Annotated in this window: 12 protein-coding genes; 6 read left to right on the top strand and 6 right to left on the bottom strand. The window is 58.7% G+C overall.

Features of this window, described 5'->3' with window-relative positions; genetic code table 11:
* The first annotated feature begins 41 nt into the window (after positions 1–41).
* Positions 42–3,170, top strand: a complete 3,129-nt coding sequence (locus tag PLJ71_15600) for a hypothetical protein (protein HQM50112.1) — start codon at positions 42–44, stop codon at positions 3,168–3,170.
* A 119-nt stretch (positions 3,171–3,289) separates the two neighbouring features.
* On the opposite strand, the gene PLJ71_15595 is transcribed toward PLJ71_15600, so the two are convergent.
* Complete coding sequence (locus PLJ71_15595) at positions 3,290–3,463, bottom strand: PASTA domain-containing protein (protein ID HQM50111.1); 174 nt, start codon at positions 3,461–3,463, stop codon at positions 3,290–3,292.
* Between the two features lie 315 nt (positions 3,464–3,778).
* Here PLJ71_15595 and PLJ71_15590 point away from each other — a divergent pair, with 315 nt between their 5' ends.
* Genes PLJ71_15590 through rpe form a run of 5 tightly spaced genes read left to right on the top strand, consistent with a single transcriptional unit; the run spans position 3,779 to position 8,071 of the window.
* Positions 3,779–4,114, top strand: coding sequence for a YbaB/EbfC family nucleoid-associated protein (locus PLJ71_15590; protein ID HQM50110.1), 336 nt, complete (start codon positions 3,779–3,781; stop codon positions 4,112–4,114).
* On the top strand, positions 4,115–5,047 hold the full coding sequence (gene fmt, locus PLJ71_15585; protein HQM50109.1) for a methionyl-tRNA formyltransferase: 933 nt from the start codon (positions 4,115–4,117) through the stop codon (positions 5,045–5,047).
* A gap of 3 nt (positions 5,048–5,050) precedes the next feature.
* Entirely contained in the window at positions 5,051–6,373 is a 1,323-nt protein-coding gene (gene rsmB, locus PLJ71_15580; GenBank protein HQM50108.1) for a 16S rRNA (cytosine(967)-C(5))-methyltransferase RsmB, read from the top strand.
* The gene (locus tag PLJ71_15575; protein ID HQM50107.1) at positions 6,283–7,437 is read left to right on the top strand and encodes a PASTA domain-containing protein; all 1,155 of its coding nucleotides are present in this window, start codon (positions 6,283–6,285) and stop codon (positions 7,435–7,437) included. The genes rsmB and PLJ71_15575 overlap by 91 nt, the downstream gene beginning before the upstream one ends.
* Positions 7,430–8,071: a ribulose-phosphate 3-epimerase gene (gene rpe / locus PLJ71_15570; GenBank protein HQM50106.1), complete on the top strand. Its 642-nt coding sequence runs from the start codon at positions 7,430–7,432 to the stop codon at positions 8,069–8,071. Before PLJ71_15575 ends, rpe begins: the two co-directional genes overlap by 8 nt.
* Before the next feature lie 4 nt (positions 8,072–8,075).
* On the opposite strand, the gene PLJ71_15565 is transcribed toward rpe, so the two are convergent.
* From PLJ71_15565 to PLJ71_15545, 5 genes are all read right to left on the bottom strand, one after another.
* Positions 8,076–9,215: a D-alanyl-D-alanine carboxypeptidase family protein gene (locus PLJ71_15565; GenBank protein ID HQM50105.1), complete on the bottom strand. Its 1,140-nt coding sequence runs from the start codon at positions 9,213–9,215 to the stop codon at positions 8,076–8,078.
* On the bottom strand, positions 9,212–12,019 hold the full coding sequence (locus PLJ71_15560) for a PAS domain S-box protein (GenBank protein HQM50104.1): 2,808 nt from the start codon (positions 12,017–12,019) through the stop codon (positions 9,212–9,214). The genes PLJ71_15565 and PLJ71_15560 overlap by 4 nt, the downstream gene beginning before the upstream one ends.
* A gap of 63 nt (positions 12,020–12,082) precedes the next feature.
* Positions 12,083–12,526 carry a ribonuclease HI gene (gene rnhA, locus PLJ71_15555; protein ID HQM50103.1) on the bottom strand — a complete coding sequence of 148 codons (444 nt, stop codon included), beginning with the start codon at positions 12,524–12,526 and terminating at the stop codon, positions 12,083–12,085.
* 78 nt (positions 12,527–12,604) lie between these two features.
* Positions 12,605–13,198, bottom strand: coding sequence for an ankyrin repeat domain-containing protein (locus PLJ71_15550; GenBank protein ID HQM50102.1), 594 nt, complete (start codon positions 13,196–13,198; stop codon positions 12,605–12,607).
* Positions 13,171–14,019, bottom strand: an 849-nt coding sequence (locus PLJ71_15545) for a substrate-binding domain-containing protein (GenBank protein HQM50101.1), incomplete at its 5' end; no start/stop codon positions are given. The genes PLJ71_15550 and PLJ71_15545, both read right to left, overlap by 28 nt.

The raw sequence follows: 14,019 nt of genomic DNA, 5'->3' as shown, positions 1-14,019 counted from the left end.
TTTCACACGCGTTCAAAACAGGACGCCCGGAACAACATATTATGAATGGCAGATTCCTCCCGATTACGAAATCCCTGTGGTTCGTTGTCTTTGGGTGCATGGTGATTCATTCGGCCGGGGCCGGCAGCTTGGACGCTTCTTCGTCTCTCTGCTTCGATTTTGAAAGCGGCGACCTCCAAGGGTGGCGGGTCATAGAGGGTTCGTTCGAGCTTCTCGTCTGCGACCGCAAGGAATTTCACAACAGTTCTGACCCTTACAATAAGCAGGGCCAGTACTTTCTCTCGACCCTCGAGCAAAAGGACTATCGGCCAAACGACAGTTTCACGGGAACTATCGAATCGCCCGTTTTTGAGTTGACGGGGCCTGAGATGACGTTTCTGGCGGGCGGGGGCAACCACCCGGACACGTATGTGGCACTGTGCACCCTCGACGGTCATGAACATGTGAAGGCCTCGGGCAACAGCAGCGAGGTCATGGCGGTCCGGTCGTGGGACACGCCGGAATTGGTCGGGAAGAAGTGCTTTCTCCGCATCGTCGATCAGAACCAAGGCGGGTGGGGACATATCACGTTCGACAATTTCGCCGCGCAAGGCATAATCGATCTCGAGACGACGGCGCAACGGTTTGCCAATATTGAGTCCGCTCTTCTGCAAGAATCCATTGCGGGCGAACTCGACGCATGCCCGCTGCCGCCCGTAAAAGCGGCCATTGATACCCTGATGGAACGTTACGGCGATGCCTATTCCGGGGGAGGCAGATTCGTTCGCGAAGCCGCTGCTCTTGCCGGAAGAATCGACCGTATCCGGGCCGGCGCGGCGAGCGAGGAAGCGCTCCAGCAGGCCCGAGAAGTGCGCGGAGCCGTGGAAGAACTCAGGCGCCAAGCGTTGCTGCTCGCGAATCCCCTCCTCTGTTCGCATCCCATTCTGTTCGTCGTGAGAAAACAGTACCGCCCCGACCATCACAATACTGAGACAATGTTTCAGGTCAACGAAATTAACGAGAGCAGCTTTGAAGGCGGCGGGGCGCTCAAGTGCATTGATTTTGCGGAGGCAGGACAGGTAACGGCCCTTCTTGAAGCGCCCGAGGGCATCATTCGCGATCCCGAGGTGCATTTCGACGGCACGCGCATCGTCTTCTCGATGCGCAAGGACAAGGCGGATGGCTACCACATCTACGAGATAAACGCTGATGGCTCGGGTCTCAAACAACTCACGTACGCGCAGCCGGTCTCCGATATCGACCCGTTATACCTGCCCGATGATTCCATTGCGTTCTCGTCAACGCGCGAGCCCAAGTACTGCATGTGCAACCGCCACATCATGGCAAACCTTTTCCGCATGGAACCGGACGGCGCCAACATCTGCCAGATCGGCAAGAATACTCTGTTCGAGGGCCATGGCGCCCTCACCCCGGACGGACGCATCCTCTATGACCGGTGGGAGTACGTGGACCGCAATTTCGGAGACGCTCAGGGGCTGTGGACCGTCAATCCGGACGGCACGAATCACGCCCTGTACTGGGGGAATAACACATGGTCTCCGGGGGCCGTAATTGACGCACGGCCGATTCCCGGCACGCAGCGAGCCATCTGCATCTTCGGCTCGTGCCATGACCGCCCGTGGGGAGCTCTAGCCATCATCGACCGCCGCCTCGGCATGGACAACCGCCCGCCAGTGATTCAGACGTGGCCGCCCCGGGCGATAGACCTTGCGGGCCCCGGCGATCCCAACAAACCGGATAATTATGGCTTTGACCTGTACACGCAGGTGAATCCAAAGTATGAAGATCCCTATCCGCTTGATGACACCTTCTTCTTGTGCTCCCGTATGACAGGCTCCGGCGAGCTCATGGGGATATTCCTCATAGACATTTTTGGAAACGAGCTCCTGGTGCACGCCGAGGAGCCCGGTTGTTTTGATCCCATGCCCCTGGCGCCGCGCCCACGGCCGCCCGCCATTCCGTCCCGCAGAACCTTCGAAGACGAGCCCGGCGCGCTGTATGTGATGGACGTATACGAAGGCACGCACATGGCTGGCGTCGAACGCGGAGCGGTCAAGTACCTGCGGGTGGTTGAGTCGCCCGAAAAGCGGTACTGGACCACCCCGCCCTGGAACGGCCAAGGCCAGGAAGCGCCAGCCATGAACTGGCACGATTTCAACAACAAACGGATCCTGGGGACGGTTCCGGTTGAACCGGACGGCTCGGCTTACTTCGAAATTCCCCCCGGAGCCTTCGTGTATTTTCAGCTGCTTGACGAGCGCGGCATGATGGTGCAGTCCATGCGGAGCGGGACCATGGTGCAAAGCGGCGAATGCACGGGATGCATGGGATGTCATGAAGATCGCAGGAAGGCCCCAGCTTCGCACGCGGCCCTTTCCCCCGTTCCCCGTGCCTTGCGCCGCGAGCCCAGTATCCTCACCGGCTGGCACGGCGCCCCACAGTTCTTCAACTATCTTCGAGACGTTCAGCCCGTGTTCGACCGCTACTGTGTCGAATGCCACGACTACGGCAAGAAGCCCGGAGAGAAGCTGCTGTTATGCGGCGACAAGACTCTCATCTTCAATACCTCGTATAAGGAGTTGTGGCGGAAAGGGTACATCAAGGCCATTGGCGCGGGCCCCGCGGAGATCCAGCAAGCGTATTCCTGGGGAGCGCATGCCAGCCCGCTGGTCAAGACCATTCTCGAAGGACACCACAAGATCGAAATGGACCCCGAGAGCTTCGAGCGCCTCGTGACCTGGATTGACGTGAACGGGCCGTATTATCCCGTGTATTCGAGCGCATACCCGAACAATCTCGCTGGGCGCAGCCCCCTTGATGACGGCCAGCTCAAGCGCCTTGAAGAATTGACCGGCATTCCCTTCGGGCAATTGGCTGACTGCCGAACGAACCGCGGCCCGCTGGTGAGTTTCGACAGGCCCGAATTGAGCCCTTGCCTGAAGGCGCTGGACGGACCCGACGGACCCCGCTTTCGTGAAGCCCTTTCCATCATCCAGGCGGGTACCCAGATGCTGGCTGAGACGCCCCGGGCGGATATGCCCGGGTATGAGCCGGCTCAGACGGACGCCTTGCGCGACCAGCGCTATGCCGCTCGCGCCAGCGAAGAACACCGCATGCGTGAGGCGCGCGCGAAGAACCTCCGCCTCCACGAGCTGCCTGGGCAGCCGTAGACGGCGGGAATCGCGAGAGGCAAAGGAAGGCAGCAGTGACGGCGAACGGCGATTACCGCGGACCTATCCCCGTCGTCGATTGCGAAACCCAAACATCACTGCAACTTTCGCTGTTTTGTTCATCTGGAGATGCGGAAACCGGCGTAGTAGAGATTGGCCGCCATCGAAGAGTCCGTGCTCTTCCTCGCCGAGCGGAGGTTCTCGGGGTCGTCCCCCCCTGCTGCCTCAGGGTCCTGGCTGATTACGATGCCCGCGGCGATACTGTCGCTGTATTGAAAAGTGACGCTTCCCATGGCGAAGGACGGAAGTCCAAGAGCGTCGGACCCGGTGCAATGTCATGGGTTGATACCCCCTGCAGGACCCATACGCTGCCAATATGCCTGCTCAGCCGCAATTGGGGAAGGCTGATAGAACAGATGTACGTGCAGCAAGAACGTCATTTGGCGGCTTTCCGGGCCTCGAACCTTTGAACCATGCCATTTTCGCGCTATGGTTCGAGCCGACACTGCCGCCGTTTGGACACCATATCGGACATGCGGGTATACTTGGCGGCGGTCTACCTCGATACAAGTAACAAGTGCTCATGCGCTCGACGGATAGGAGGCAACGTGCTACCCAAAGGATTAGGCAATCTTGGCAATTTCTCCAACATGATCAAACACGCTTTGGAGATGAAGGGCAAGATGGAAGAACTCAAGGAAAGCCTGGCCAGCGAACGGATCGAGGCATCCGCGGGCGGCGGTATGGTCAAGGTCGAGATGAACGGCAGATTCGAGCTGCAGTCAGTCAAGATCGAGCCTGAAGTGGTTGACTCGAATGACATCGAGATGTTGGAAACGCTGGTCACCGCAGCGGTCAACGATGGCATCCGCCAAGTGCAGGAACTGGTCAAAGCAAAGATGACGGAGCTCACGGGCGGCATCGAAATACCGGGGTTGACCTGAGTGCGCGCGGTCTTCTTTGGAACGCCGGAACTGACGGTTCCTTGTCTTGTGGCGGTAGCGGAAGCGCACGAAGTCGTTGCCTTGGTGTGCCAGCCGGACCGCCCCAAGGGACGGGGCAAGAAGCTCGAGCCGCCGCCCGCGAAGGTCTGGGCTCAAGCCAACGGCATTCCCGTCGCACAGCCCGAGAAGCTCAACGATGGCGCCTTCGAGGCGTGGTTGCGCCAACAAGCCCCCGACATCTGTTTGATCGCCGCGTACGGGCGAATCCTCAAGCAACCCATCCTCGATATCCCGCCCTACGGCTATCTCAACATGCACCCGAGCCTGCTGCCCAAATATCGCGGGCCCTCCCCCATCCGCACGGCCCTATTGAACGGCGACGAGGTTACTGGCGTTACCATCATGCGCCTTACGCTCGAGATGGATGCCGGCGACATTCTTTTCCAGGAAGAAGAGCCGGTTCTTCCGGAAGATAACTGGGTTTCGCTTTCCAACCGGCTCGCGGTGAAGGGCGCGGGACTTCTGGTTGCCGGCGTCAATGCAATTGGTGCGGGGACGGCCTGTTTCAGGCCGCAGGACCATTCGAAAGCTGTCTATTGCCGCATGTTCGAGAAGTCCGACGGGCAGCTCCGCTGGGGACGCCCCGCGCGCGAGATTCACAATCTGGTGCGGGCCGCTGTCTCCTGGCCCGTGGCACATTGCCTCTACAAAGGCGAAATCTGCCGGATACACGCCTCTCAGGTTGTGCAAGGCACGCATGATGCGCGCCCCGGCACCGTGGTTGCCGTGGAGAAAGACCGCGTCCTCGTGGCTGCGGGCGAAGAGCTCCTGGCCATTCTGGCATTTCAAGCCCCCGGGAAACGCGCGATGTCCATGGAGGAATATCTACGGGGCCATTCCATTCAGGTTGGCGAACGTTTTGAGGATTTGTAGACCGTGCCCATCGACCCCGTGCGTAACGCCGCCATCGACGTGCTCCTTCGCGTGTTCGAGCAGGGAGTATTCCTCGACGTGTCTCTCGACCGGACCCTTCGCCGCAAAGAACTGCACGAGAGAGGCCGGCGTTTCCTGACGCACCTCGTTTACGGGACCGTGCGGCACAGGATTCTGTGCGATTATGTTCTTCGAGGAATCCTGCGTCAGCCGCTCGAAGAGCTGCCCGCTCCTATCCGTGCCCTTCTGCGCATGGGCATATTTCAGTCGCTATTCTGTAGCCAGGTGACACCCCCAGCCCTCGTGCACACATCGGTCGACTTGGCCAGGAAACGCGGCCACGCCGGTCTGGCCCGCTTGACGAACGCGGTGCTGCGGCGCGCCCCGCACGAGCTTTCAGAGGTCACCTTTCCCGAGGAGCCGCTCGAGCGCCTTCACATCCAGTATTCAATGCCCGAGTGGCTTGTTAAACGCTGGCTCGACGACTTGGGCCCAAACGAGACCGAGGCCCTTTGCCGTGCATTGACGGAGGAAGCGCCAATCTCAGCCCGGGTAAATACCCTGCAGATCAACACGGATTCTCTGCTGAAGGCGCTCCAGAAAGGCGATATCCGCGCGGAGAAGCGTACGGTTGTTCCTGAAGAAATAACCTTCTTCCGGGCCCCGGCGCTCGCGCGCAGCAAGCGGTTTCAGGCTGGAGACTTCACGGTGCAGGATCCTGCGTCTATGCTGCCTGCGCATCTTCTGGAACCGCAACCCGGGGAGCGGATATTAGATATGTGCGCCGCGCCGGGAAACAAGACCACCCACATCGCGGCGCTCGCTGGAGGACGCGCACGGCTCACGGCGTGCGATATCCGCCTCGGGAGGATTCGCCAGATCCGCGAGAATATGACGCGCTTGAACGCCCCGGGCGTTCATCTGGTTGCGGCAGATGGCCGGAACGCTCCGTTCGTGGGGAGATTCGACCGTGTCCTGGTCGATGCCCCTTGTTCAGGACTGGGTACTTTGCGCCGGCATCCGGACTTGAAATACCGTCTTTCCGAAGCGGATATTCGCGAGTTGGCCCTGCTGCAGCAGCAATTGTTGAGGTCGGCAATCGTTCTTTGCGAGAATCAGGGGGTTATCGTCTACTCGGTGTGTACATCCACCCCCGAGGAGACAGAGCATGTGGTCGCGGCTGTATTGGCAACAGAGCCCGTCACCCTCGAAGATGGGCCAATTTGGATGAGCGCATGGAGAAAAAGCAAGGGAACATATCGAACGAATCCGGTTCAGGACGGGTTGGACGGGTTCTTCTTGACAAGGCTGCGGAAGCAATCCTGAATCTGACCTTCTTTGTTTTTCGCTTCCTGGGATGGTCCGTGCGATGGACCCTCGCAACCGCGTTCTTCCTGTTGGTGATGGCTGCCGCGGGGCTTTATGTCTTCAACACCGCTGTCACCGGGGGAGAATACGTGACAGTTCCCAACATCACGCAGCTGTCCGTCACCCAGGCATCGTTCGAGTTGGGGAAGGTCGGCCTCGAGATGGGCAAGCAGACCCCGATGTTCAGCGACCAGGTGCCCGCGTACCACGTGATCTCGCAACGCCCCGAGCCCGGAGCGGTGGTCCGGGCAGGCCGCGAAGTCTTCCCGACCGTGAGTCAAGGAGGAGAGGCCCAGGGCACCCCGGCCTTCGTGGGCAAGTCACTGAGTCAACTCGAAGGCGGCGCCGCCAGGGGTGTTCGCCTTGGCAGCAAGGCATGGATCCAGCACAGCGCGCCCCGCGACCAGATCATCGCGCAGGACCCCCCGGCAGGACAACCTCTGAGGGCGGGCCAGGAAGTTCACCTCTTGCTGAGCAAAGGCCCCACAGGCAACATTCTCACCATGCCGAACATTGTTGGGCTTGCCGTATCCGATGCAATCGCGCTATTGGCGCCCATGGAAGTAAGCGTGGTCGCCAACCGTGTTGACAACCCCGATGCCCCATATGACCGCGTGCTTGCCCAGAACCCTCTCCCCGGAACGATGCTTCAAAAGGGCGGCGCCGTAAGCTATGACGTGCGCGCTTCCGCCAAACTCGAGTTGCCCAATTCGCGCCGCACTGTCAAGATCGCGTACACGGTTCCGGGTTCCTGGTTCCCTCGGGAAATCAGGATTGACGTGATTGACCGCAACAGGAACCGGCAGACTATCCTGCCCACCGAGGGCCAGTACCAGGCGGGCGAAAGGCCGAAGTATCAGCCGGGAAGCATTATCAATCTTCCCCTGTCCTTCTCGGAGGAACTTACGGTAGAGGTCTTTGTGGATGGGGAGCGGGCCAGGGTCTACTATTACGAAGGAGACGCTCCGCCGGTCATTACAGACTATTTGCCTGAAGAAGGCGAGGAGAAAGACGTTGCCTAAACTCAAGATTGCGCCATCTCTTCTTTCCAGCGACTTCAGCAGGTTGGGGGAAGAGATCCGTGCGGTCATTCAGGCCGGAGCCGACTGGATTCATCTGGATATCATGGATGGGCATTTCACGCCCAACATAACCATTGGACCTCCCGTCGTAAGCGCGCTCCGGCACCACTCGACCGTTCCCATGGACGTTCACCTGATGCTGTCCAACCCCGAGGAGTACGTGGATGATTTTGCGAACGCCGGCGCCGATATCATCACCTTCCATGCCGAAGCCTCGCGCCATCCACACCGGCTATTGACCCGGATACGCGACCTCGGATGCAAGGCGGGCGTTGTGTTGAATCCCGGCACCCCCCCAGACGACATCGAGTTCCTGGCGGACGGCGTCGACATGGTGCTGATCATGACCGTCAATCCCGGCTTCGGGGGACAGAAGTTCATCCCCGGAATGCTGCGGAAAATCGAATTGGTGCGCGCTATGCTTGGTGAGGAACGCGATCTCGAGGTCGATGGCGGCATTGACCAGCACACGGCCCCGCAGGTCATCAGCGCGGGCGCGAATGTTCTCGTGGCCGGTTCATACATCTTCCGAAGCGACAGCTACCTCGAGGCCATCGAGAGTCTCAGGGTGTGACGGGTTACCGGTTCAGAACCGTCCGAACCAACTTCCAGCGAAGGGGCGCAGGGCGCAGGGGTTCTGCGAGCAGCAACGGTGTCCTGGCAAGTATCTGGTCGCCGAAGGCCACCTGCAGCTGTCCAACCGTCTCCCCCGGTTCGAGGGGTGGGCGCAACTCCGCCGGCGTCTCTGTCATAAGCTTCAAACCGGCCTTGGAACGTTTTGGAACGGTTACCCATACGTCTTCCGATGCTGCCAGGCGGGTGACGGCCTTCTCGCAGTTCTGAACAGATATCTCGGGGTCCACCAGGTCGCCCTTTGCCAGTACGCGAAAGCGTTCAGACTCCTGGAACCCCTCCTGGAAGATCGCCTCTGTCAGTGTAAACCGGCTCCCGGAAGTCTTGCAGCCCATCACCACCACAATCAAACGGATCCCGTCTCTCTCCGCCGTGGAGGTGAGACACCATCCCGCGGCATTCGTGTATCCCGTCTTGAGACCGTCGCACTCTTCCATCCGCCAAAGGAGCTTGTTCGTGTTATATTGAACGGGATCCCCCTCGCGCAATGTCAACTCCTTTTGCCCCACCCATTCCATAAGGAGGGGGTATTGCACACAGTGGCGCGCCAGAATGGCCATGTCCCGGGCACAGGTTTTGTCCACCTGCTTGCCCTTGTCGGGAGGAAGCCCATGCACACTGTGGAATTCCGAAAGAGTCATCCCGAGCTCTTTCGCGCGCACGTTCATGGCCTTCAAGTACTCCTCCTCGCTCCCCCACAGTCCTTCCGCAATGGCCATGGCAGCGTCATTTGCCGAAACCACGCACACCGCGCCAATCAGGTCGCTGAGTTTCCATTCTTCGTCTTTGCCCAGATAAACCTGCGATCCTCCCATGCGTTCTGCATGCTCTGTCACATTAATAATTGTGTCAAGGGACCACTGCCCCGCTTCGATACCCTCCATGACCATCAGAATCTGCATGAGCTTGATCATGCTTGCCGGCGGGCGAAGTTCCTCGGCGTTGTGCTCGCATATCGTCAAGCCAGAATCCGCGAGAATGCAGATGGCGCTGGAGCAATCTTTCTGGAGCGCCGTTTCAAAATCGGAGCAGACAGCCGATGGCGCCGCTAGCAGCACAAATAAGCATCCGAGCCAGAATTTCACTTTGCGACATTCCCTTCACCGTTTGTATTGACATCATCCGCCGCACTCTTCGCGGCGGGAACCTTCGAATCAAATTCAGCAATTGTGTCAACGACATCGTCGATGCTGAATGGTTTTGTCAGTAAAGCATCGAAACCATCTGCCGGTTGCTCGTCTGGTTGCGACCCTGTCATAGCGCATATCAGAATGTGAGCTTCTCTGGCGTGTTCTTTCAAACGCATCAACTGTTGGGGAGACAACCCGTCCGTATCCAATAGAAGGGTCCGCGCGCCGTGTGCCTCGATGCGCGCAAGGGCATCTTCCGGATCAACGAAATAGGATGCCTCTATGCCGCGGATTGACAGGGCTATCTGAAGCCATTCCAGCAAGTCGCTGTCCGGCTCCACCACGGCATGCACGATCTCCGCCGCCGGCTCGGCAGGCGGAAGCATCTCTGTTTCCAAGAGTGGAGAAATCAAATGGAGATTCCCAAGCATCCGATGGACCTTCCAGAAGAGCTCGTGGGCACGGAAGGGTTTCTCGATGGTTTCAACACGACCGCTCAGGTCGACAAAACCCTCCTCGAGAGGCGCATTGCGGCCCTTCATAAGCAGGACCGGCACCGTGTCGGCGTCCAACGCTTTCTGCAATACCGTGACGAATGCCGAACCAGTTATATCGTCGGTGTTTTCATCAATGATCACGAGGTCTGGTACCGTTTCCCGGCAAGAGCGAACGGCTTCGTGCCCGCCGGAGAACCGATCGACTTGTCCCCCCCAGCCCTCGAGCAGAGCCTTTAGCCTGTCCAGTAATCCGTCATCCTCAGAAACACACACAAGTCTTCGGCCTTCAAAGCGGGCGTTCTCGCCCGGCGAGTAGCTTTCATCGAAAATCGCGTCCGGCAAAACCACGGTGAACTTGCTTCCCTCCCCGGGTGTGCTGACAAGCTCGATAGTGCCTCCATGAGCGTCAACAATGCTTTTCGCAATGGACAGACCGATGCCCGCGCCTTCATAACGTCTTTCAAGAGAATCATCAATTTGGAAGAACTTGTCGAATATGCGCTTCTGGTACTCCAGGGGTATTCCGATTCCCGTATCCGCCACGCTGATGCGCGCGGTACCGCCTGGAGCGCGGCTGATGTTCAACTCGACTCTTCCGCCCGATTTGGTGAATTTGATGGCATTGGACACGAGATTCGTGAGAACCTGGGCCAGGCGGGCCCGGTCGCCCCATATTCTGGGCAGGGACTCCCGAGGATTGCATTCGAGCGTCAGACCGTGCTGAAAAGCGTTCGGACGCACCGATTTGACACATTCCTCCACAAGCTCTTCGAGTCGGAACAGCGTGAATTTCAGGCGGAAACCCTTCATTTGCATTCGGCTGAATTCGATCATTTCCTCGATCAGGGTTCCCAGACGCTGCACATTTCTCCCAATTACCTGCAGCGCATTCCTCTGTTCGTTGTCCAACGCGCCGATGCCTTCGCTATCCAACATCTCGACGTATCCGCGTATGGTACTCAGGGGGGTGCGAAGCTCGTGCGTGACGTTTGTCAGGAAACTGTCTTTCGTACGGTCAAGCACTCGTAATTCTTCGTTGACGGTCTCCAATTGGATGGCGCGCTGTTCCAACTGGCGCTGCATTTCTTTCTGTTTACTTACGTCCGTTACAACAAGAGAATACCGCACTCCGCCTTCGCGGGAATCTTCCACGCGGGACACACCCAAGACTACGGGAACCATACCGCGGAGCTTCGTTATGAGATTGGTTTCCTGTTGAAGACGCTTCGTCACGTTCGAGCCTGCCATCTCGAGGAGACTCAGGAGCTTGGCTCTGCCGGCGGGCTCCATGAATCCGAACACATCGCGTCCAACCAGTTCTCCCGGATCGAATCCCAGCATTTCACAGACGCGCTCGTTGGCAAACCGCACACGGAAGGCCCCATCCAAGGTTAGAAAGCCCTCGTTCATGCGCACCAACAGCCCTCGAAGCCGTTCCTCGGACTCGCGCAATTGGCGTGTCTGTTCCTCCACGAGCCGCTGGAGATCCTCCGCGTACTTCTCCAAGCTCCGTGAAAGCCTGACCTGCTCTGTCACATCTCGAAAAATAGCAACGGTTCCGGCATGTTCTCCCTGGCGGTTGAAGATAGGTGTCCCGCTTATCGCGAAATGCCGTTCGTCGCCCCCGACCTTGTGATTGACAACATACTCCGATGCCAAGTGCTGTTTTCGCCGCTCCATGTGCTCGAGCATCGCTTCCTGGTTGAGCTCTCTAACGATTTCAAAGGCATTTCGCCCAAGGACGGCGTCCCGGTTCAGACCAGTCATCTCCAGAAAGCGCCGGTTCACAAACAAGATGGTTCCATCCGGAGAAGCTACGGTGAACCCTTCGCTCATGTGGTCGGTCAGATGCCGAAACCGGTCGCCGATCTCGGCCAGTTCTTCCTCGCCGCGAACTACGGCAAAGAGAATTGCGACAAGTCCGGCGAACAGACCTAGTGCTCCCGCCCAGCGGGCGAAGTCGCGAGTCTTGGCTGGGATCTCCGCGGAATCAATGAAGGTGCCGGGAAAATCGGCTACGGTGGCCATCCCCCCTACGATCAAGATGAGGACCCCCGCGACCAGGAGGAACTTCTGTAGACCGGTTACGTGAAGCCGGGCTAGAAAATTGCCGATGCCAAAAACAGGCAACGCAACGGAGAGCAACAGGGTGATTCTGTGCAATACCGGGTCATCCCAGCGCCTGGAAAAGAGGATGCCGCCCATCCCGATGAGAATGAAGATAAGGCACAGGGTCAGATCCTCTGTTCTCTTCCTTGGCACGGGGTGACTTGCAACGGAGCTTTTCTCTCTATCAGACATTGCAGCGGTATTTTCTCTCACGTTTCAGCGCCGGATGCGGGCCTCACGCACCAGCGCATCGCAGCGTTCGTTAAAGGGGTCTCCCGCATGTCCGCGCACCCAGTGCCATTTGACATCGTGGGTGTTCGTAAGGTCGTCAATGCGTTGCCAAAGATCCTGGTTCTTCACCGCTCCGCCTCGGGTGCGCCATCCGTTTCGTTTCCACCTCCGCATCCAATCGGTTATGCCTTTCTGCAGATACTGCGAATCGGTATGCAGAGCGACACGACACGGCCTGCGAAGAGCCTCCAGTGCTTTCACGGCCGCCGTAAGCTCCATGCGGTTATTCGTAGTCACATCTTCGTGGCCCGAAAGCTCCTTTACCTTCCCTTTATAGACGAGGACGACTCCCCATCCTCCGCGGCCGGGATTCGGCTCACAGCCACCATCGGTGTATACGGTAACAACATCGTTTTTCGTACCCTTCATCCAGCTCTCCTGCAGGATAGTCTATCAGAATTCACCCGTACCCGTCAGGAACCAGCGCCGCCCCCGGCAGCACCCATCTTACTCCCGCGCTTTCAGGAGTTTCTCGAGTGTCTCAACGGCGCGTTCCTGTTCATGCTTCACCGCGAGGGCCAAGGGAGTCTCACCGTTATTGTTCACGGCGTCGAGATCGGCGCCGCGTCTAACGAGGAACCCAATCATTCCGGTCATGCCATGCATGGCCGCCGAATGAAGAGGGGTATCCCCGAAATTGTCCGTAGCGTCGATGCGCGCGCCCGCCTTGAGGAGTTTTTCGGCGCAGGCCGGCCGGCTCATGAACGCCGCGACATGAAGCGGCGTCAGACCGGTCTTGTCATGCGCGTTCACATCGGCGCCTCGTTCGATCAGGAGGTCCATCATGTCCTCACGCCCATACGTGACGGCGAAGAACAGCGGCGTCTTGCCCAGACCATCCCGGCTTTCAATGGCGCCGGGATTCCGGGCGAGCATCTCTTGTATCTCAGTCAGTTCGCCGGCGGCTACGGCGTCGTGCATGGACATTCCGCAGCCGGAGGAGATCAGCGCAAACAGGAGCGCGACCCAGCAGGACGGGCTCGATATGGCCCCTGCGCGCGCCCCGCGTATGCCTACTCGATGGTGGCCTTTTCGTACCATTCGGATGCGTTCTCTTTGGTGATCTTGGAAGGTTCGAGAATTACCCGAGCCGGGACCTCCTCTCCCTTGAGCATGGCGACCGCGTAATCAAGGGCTTCTGAAGCGCACGGGGGATAGACAAACGTGCACTGCAACACGCCGTCAATCACCTTCTTGATTCCGCCGGCATCTCCGCCCAGACCGTCCACCCCGACGAAGATCATTTCCTTTTCGCGTCCAGCTTCCCGGGCGGCCAGAAAACAGCCAACAGCCATCGGGTCGTTGTGTGCGTATACAGCGTCGATCCTGGGATTGGCCTGCAGCAGAGTCTCCATGCGATTCTTCGCTTCGCTCTGGAGCCAGTTTGCCACTTCTTCGACCACTTTCACCCCCGTTACGGTGTCGATGTATTTCCTTGCCCCTTCGTGACGTTCCTCCTGCGGCTTGGTGCCCAGAAGCCCTTTCATTTCGACCACGATGGGGTTCGCAATAGATTTGGATTCGAGGTATTCCTTTATATATTGTCCCGCCATCTCCCCGATCACAACGTTATCCGCGCCAACAAACATGTCGTAGACAGGCTCCGCGAGGTCCCGCTCGAGGCAGATAACTTTGATGCCGGACTCATGCGCCTTCCGAACCACCTTCGTCAAAGGGGCCGCCTCGTTCGGCGCCACAATCAGTAAGTCGACTCCCTGCAGAATGATGTTCTCGATCTGGGAGATCTGCTTGGCGTTGTCCTGCTGGGCATCGGTGATTGAGAAGTCCAGAACGTCCGAATACTTCTCTTCCACCGCGGTGCGGAAGATCTTGTTCTGGACAGCCCGGTACGGTTCCGCGCT

It is taken from the genome of Candidatus Hydrogenedentota bacterium (genome assembly GCA_035416745.1).
In the GTDB taxonomy this organism is placed as follows: Bacteria; Hydrogenedentota; Hydrogenedentia; order Hydrogenedentales; family SLHB01; genus UBA2224.
The sequence above is the reverse complement of the archived record's forward strand: the minus strand, read 5'-3'. Positions and strand labels throughout refer to the sequence as shown.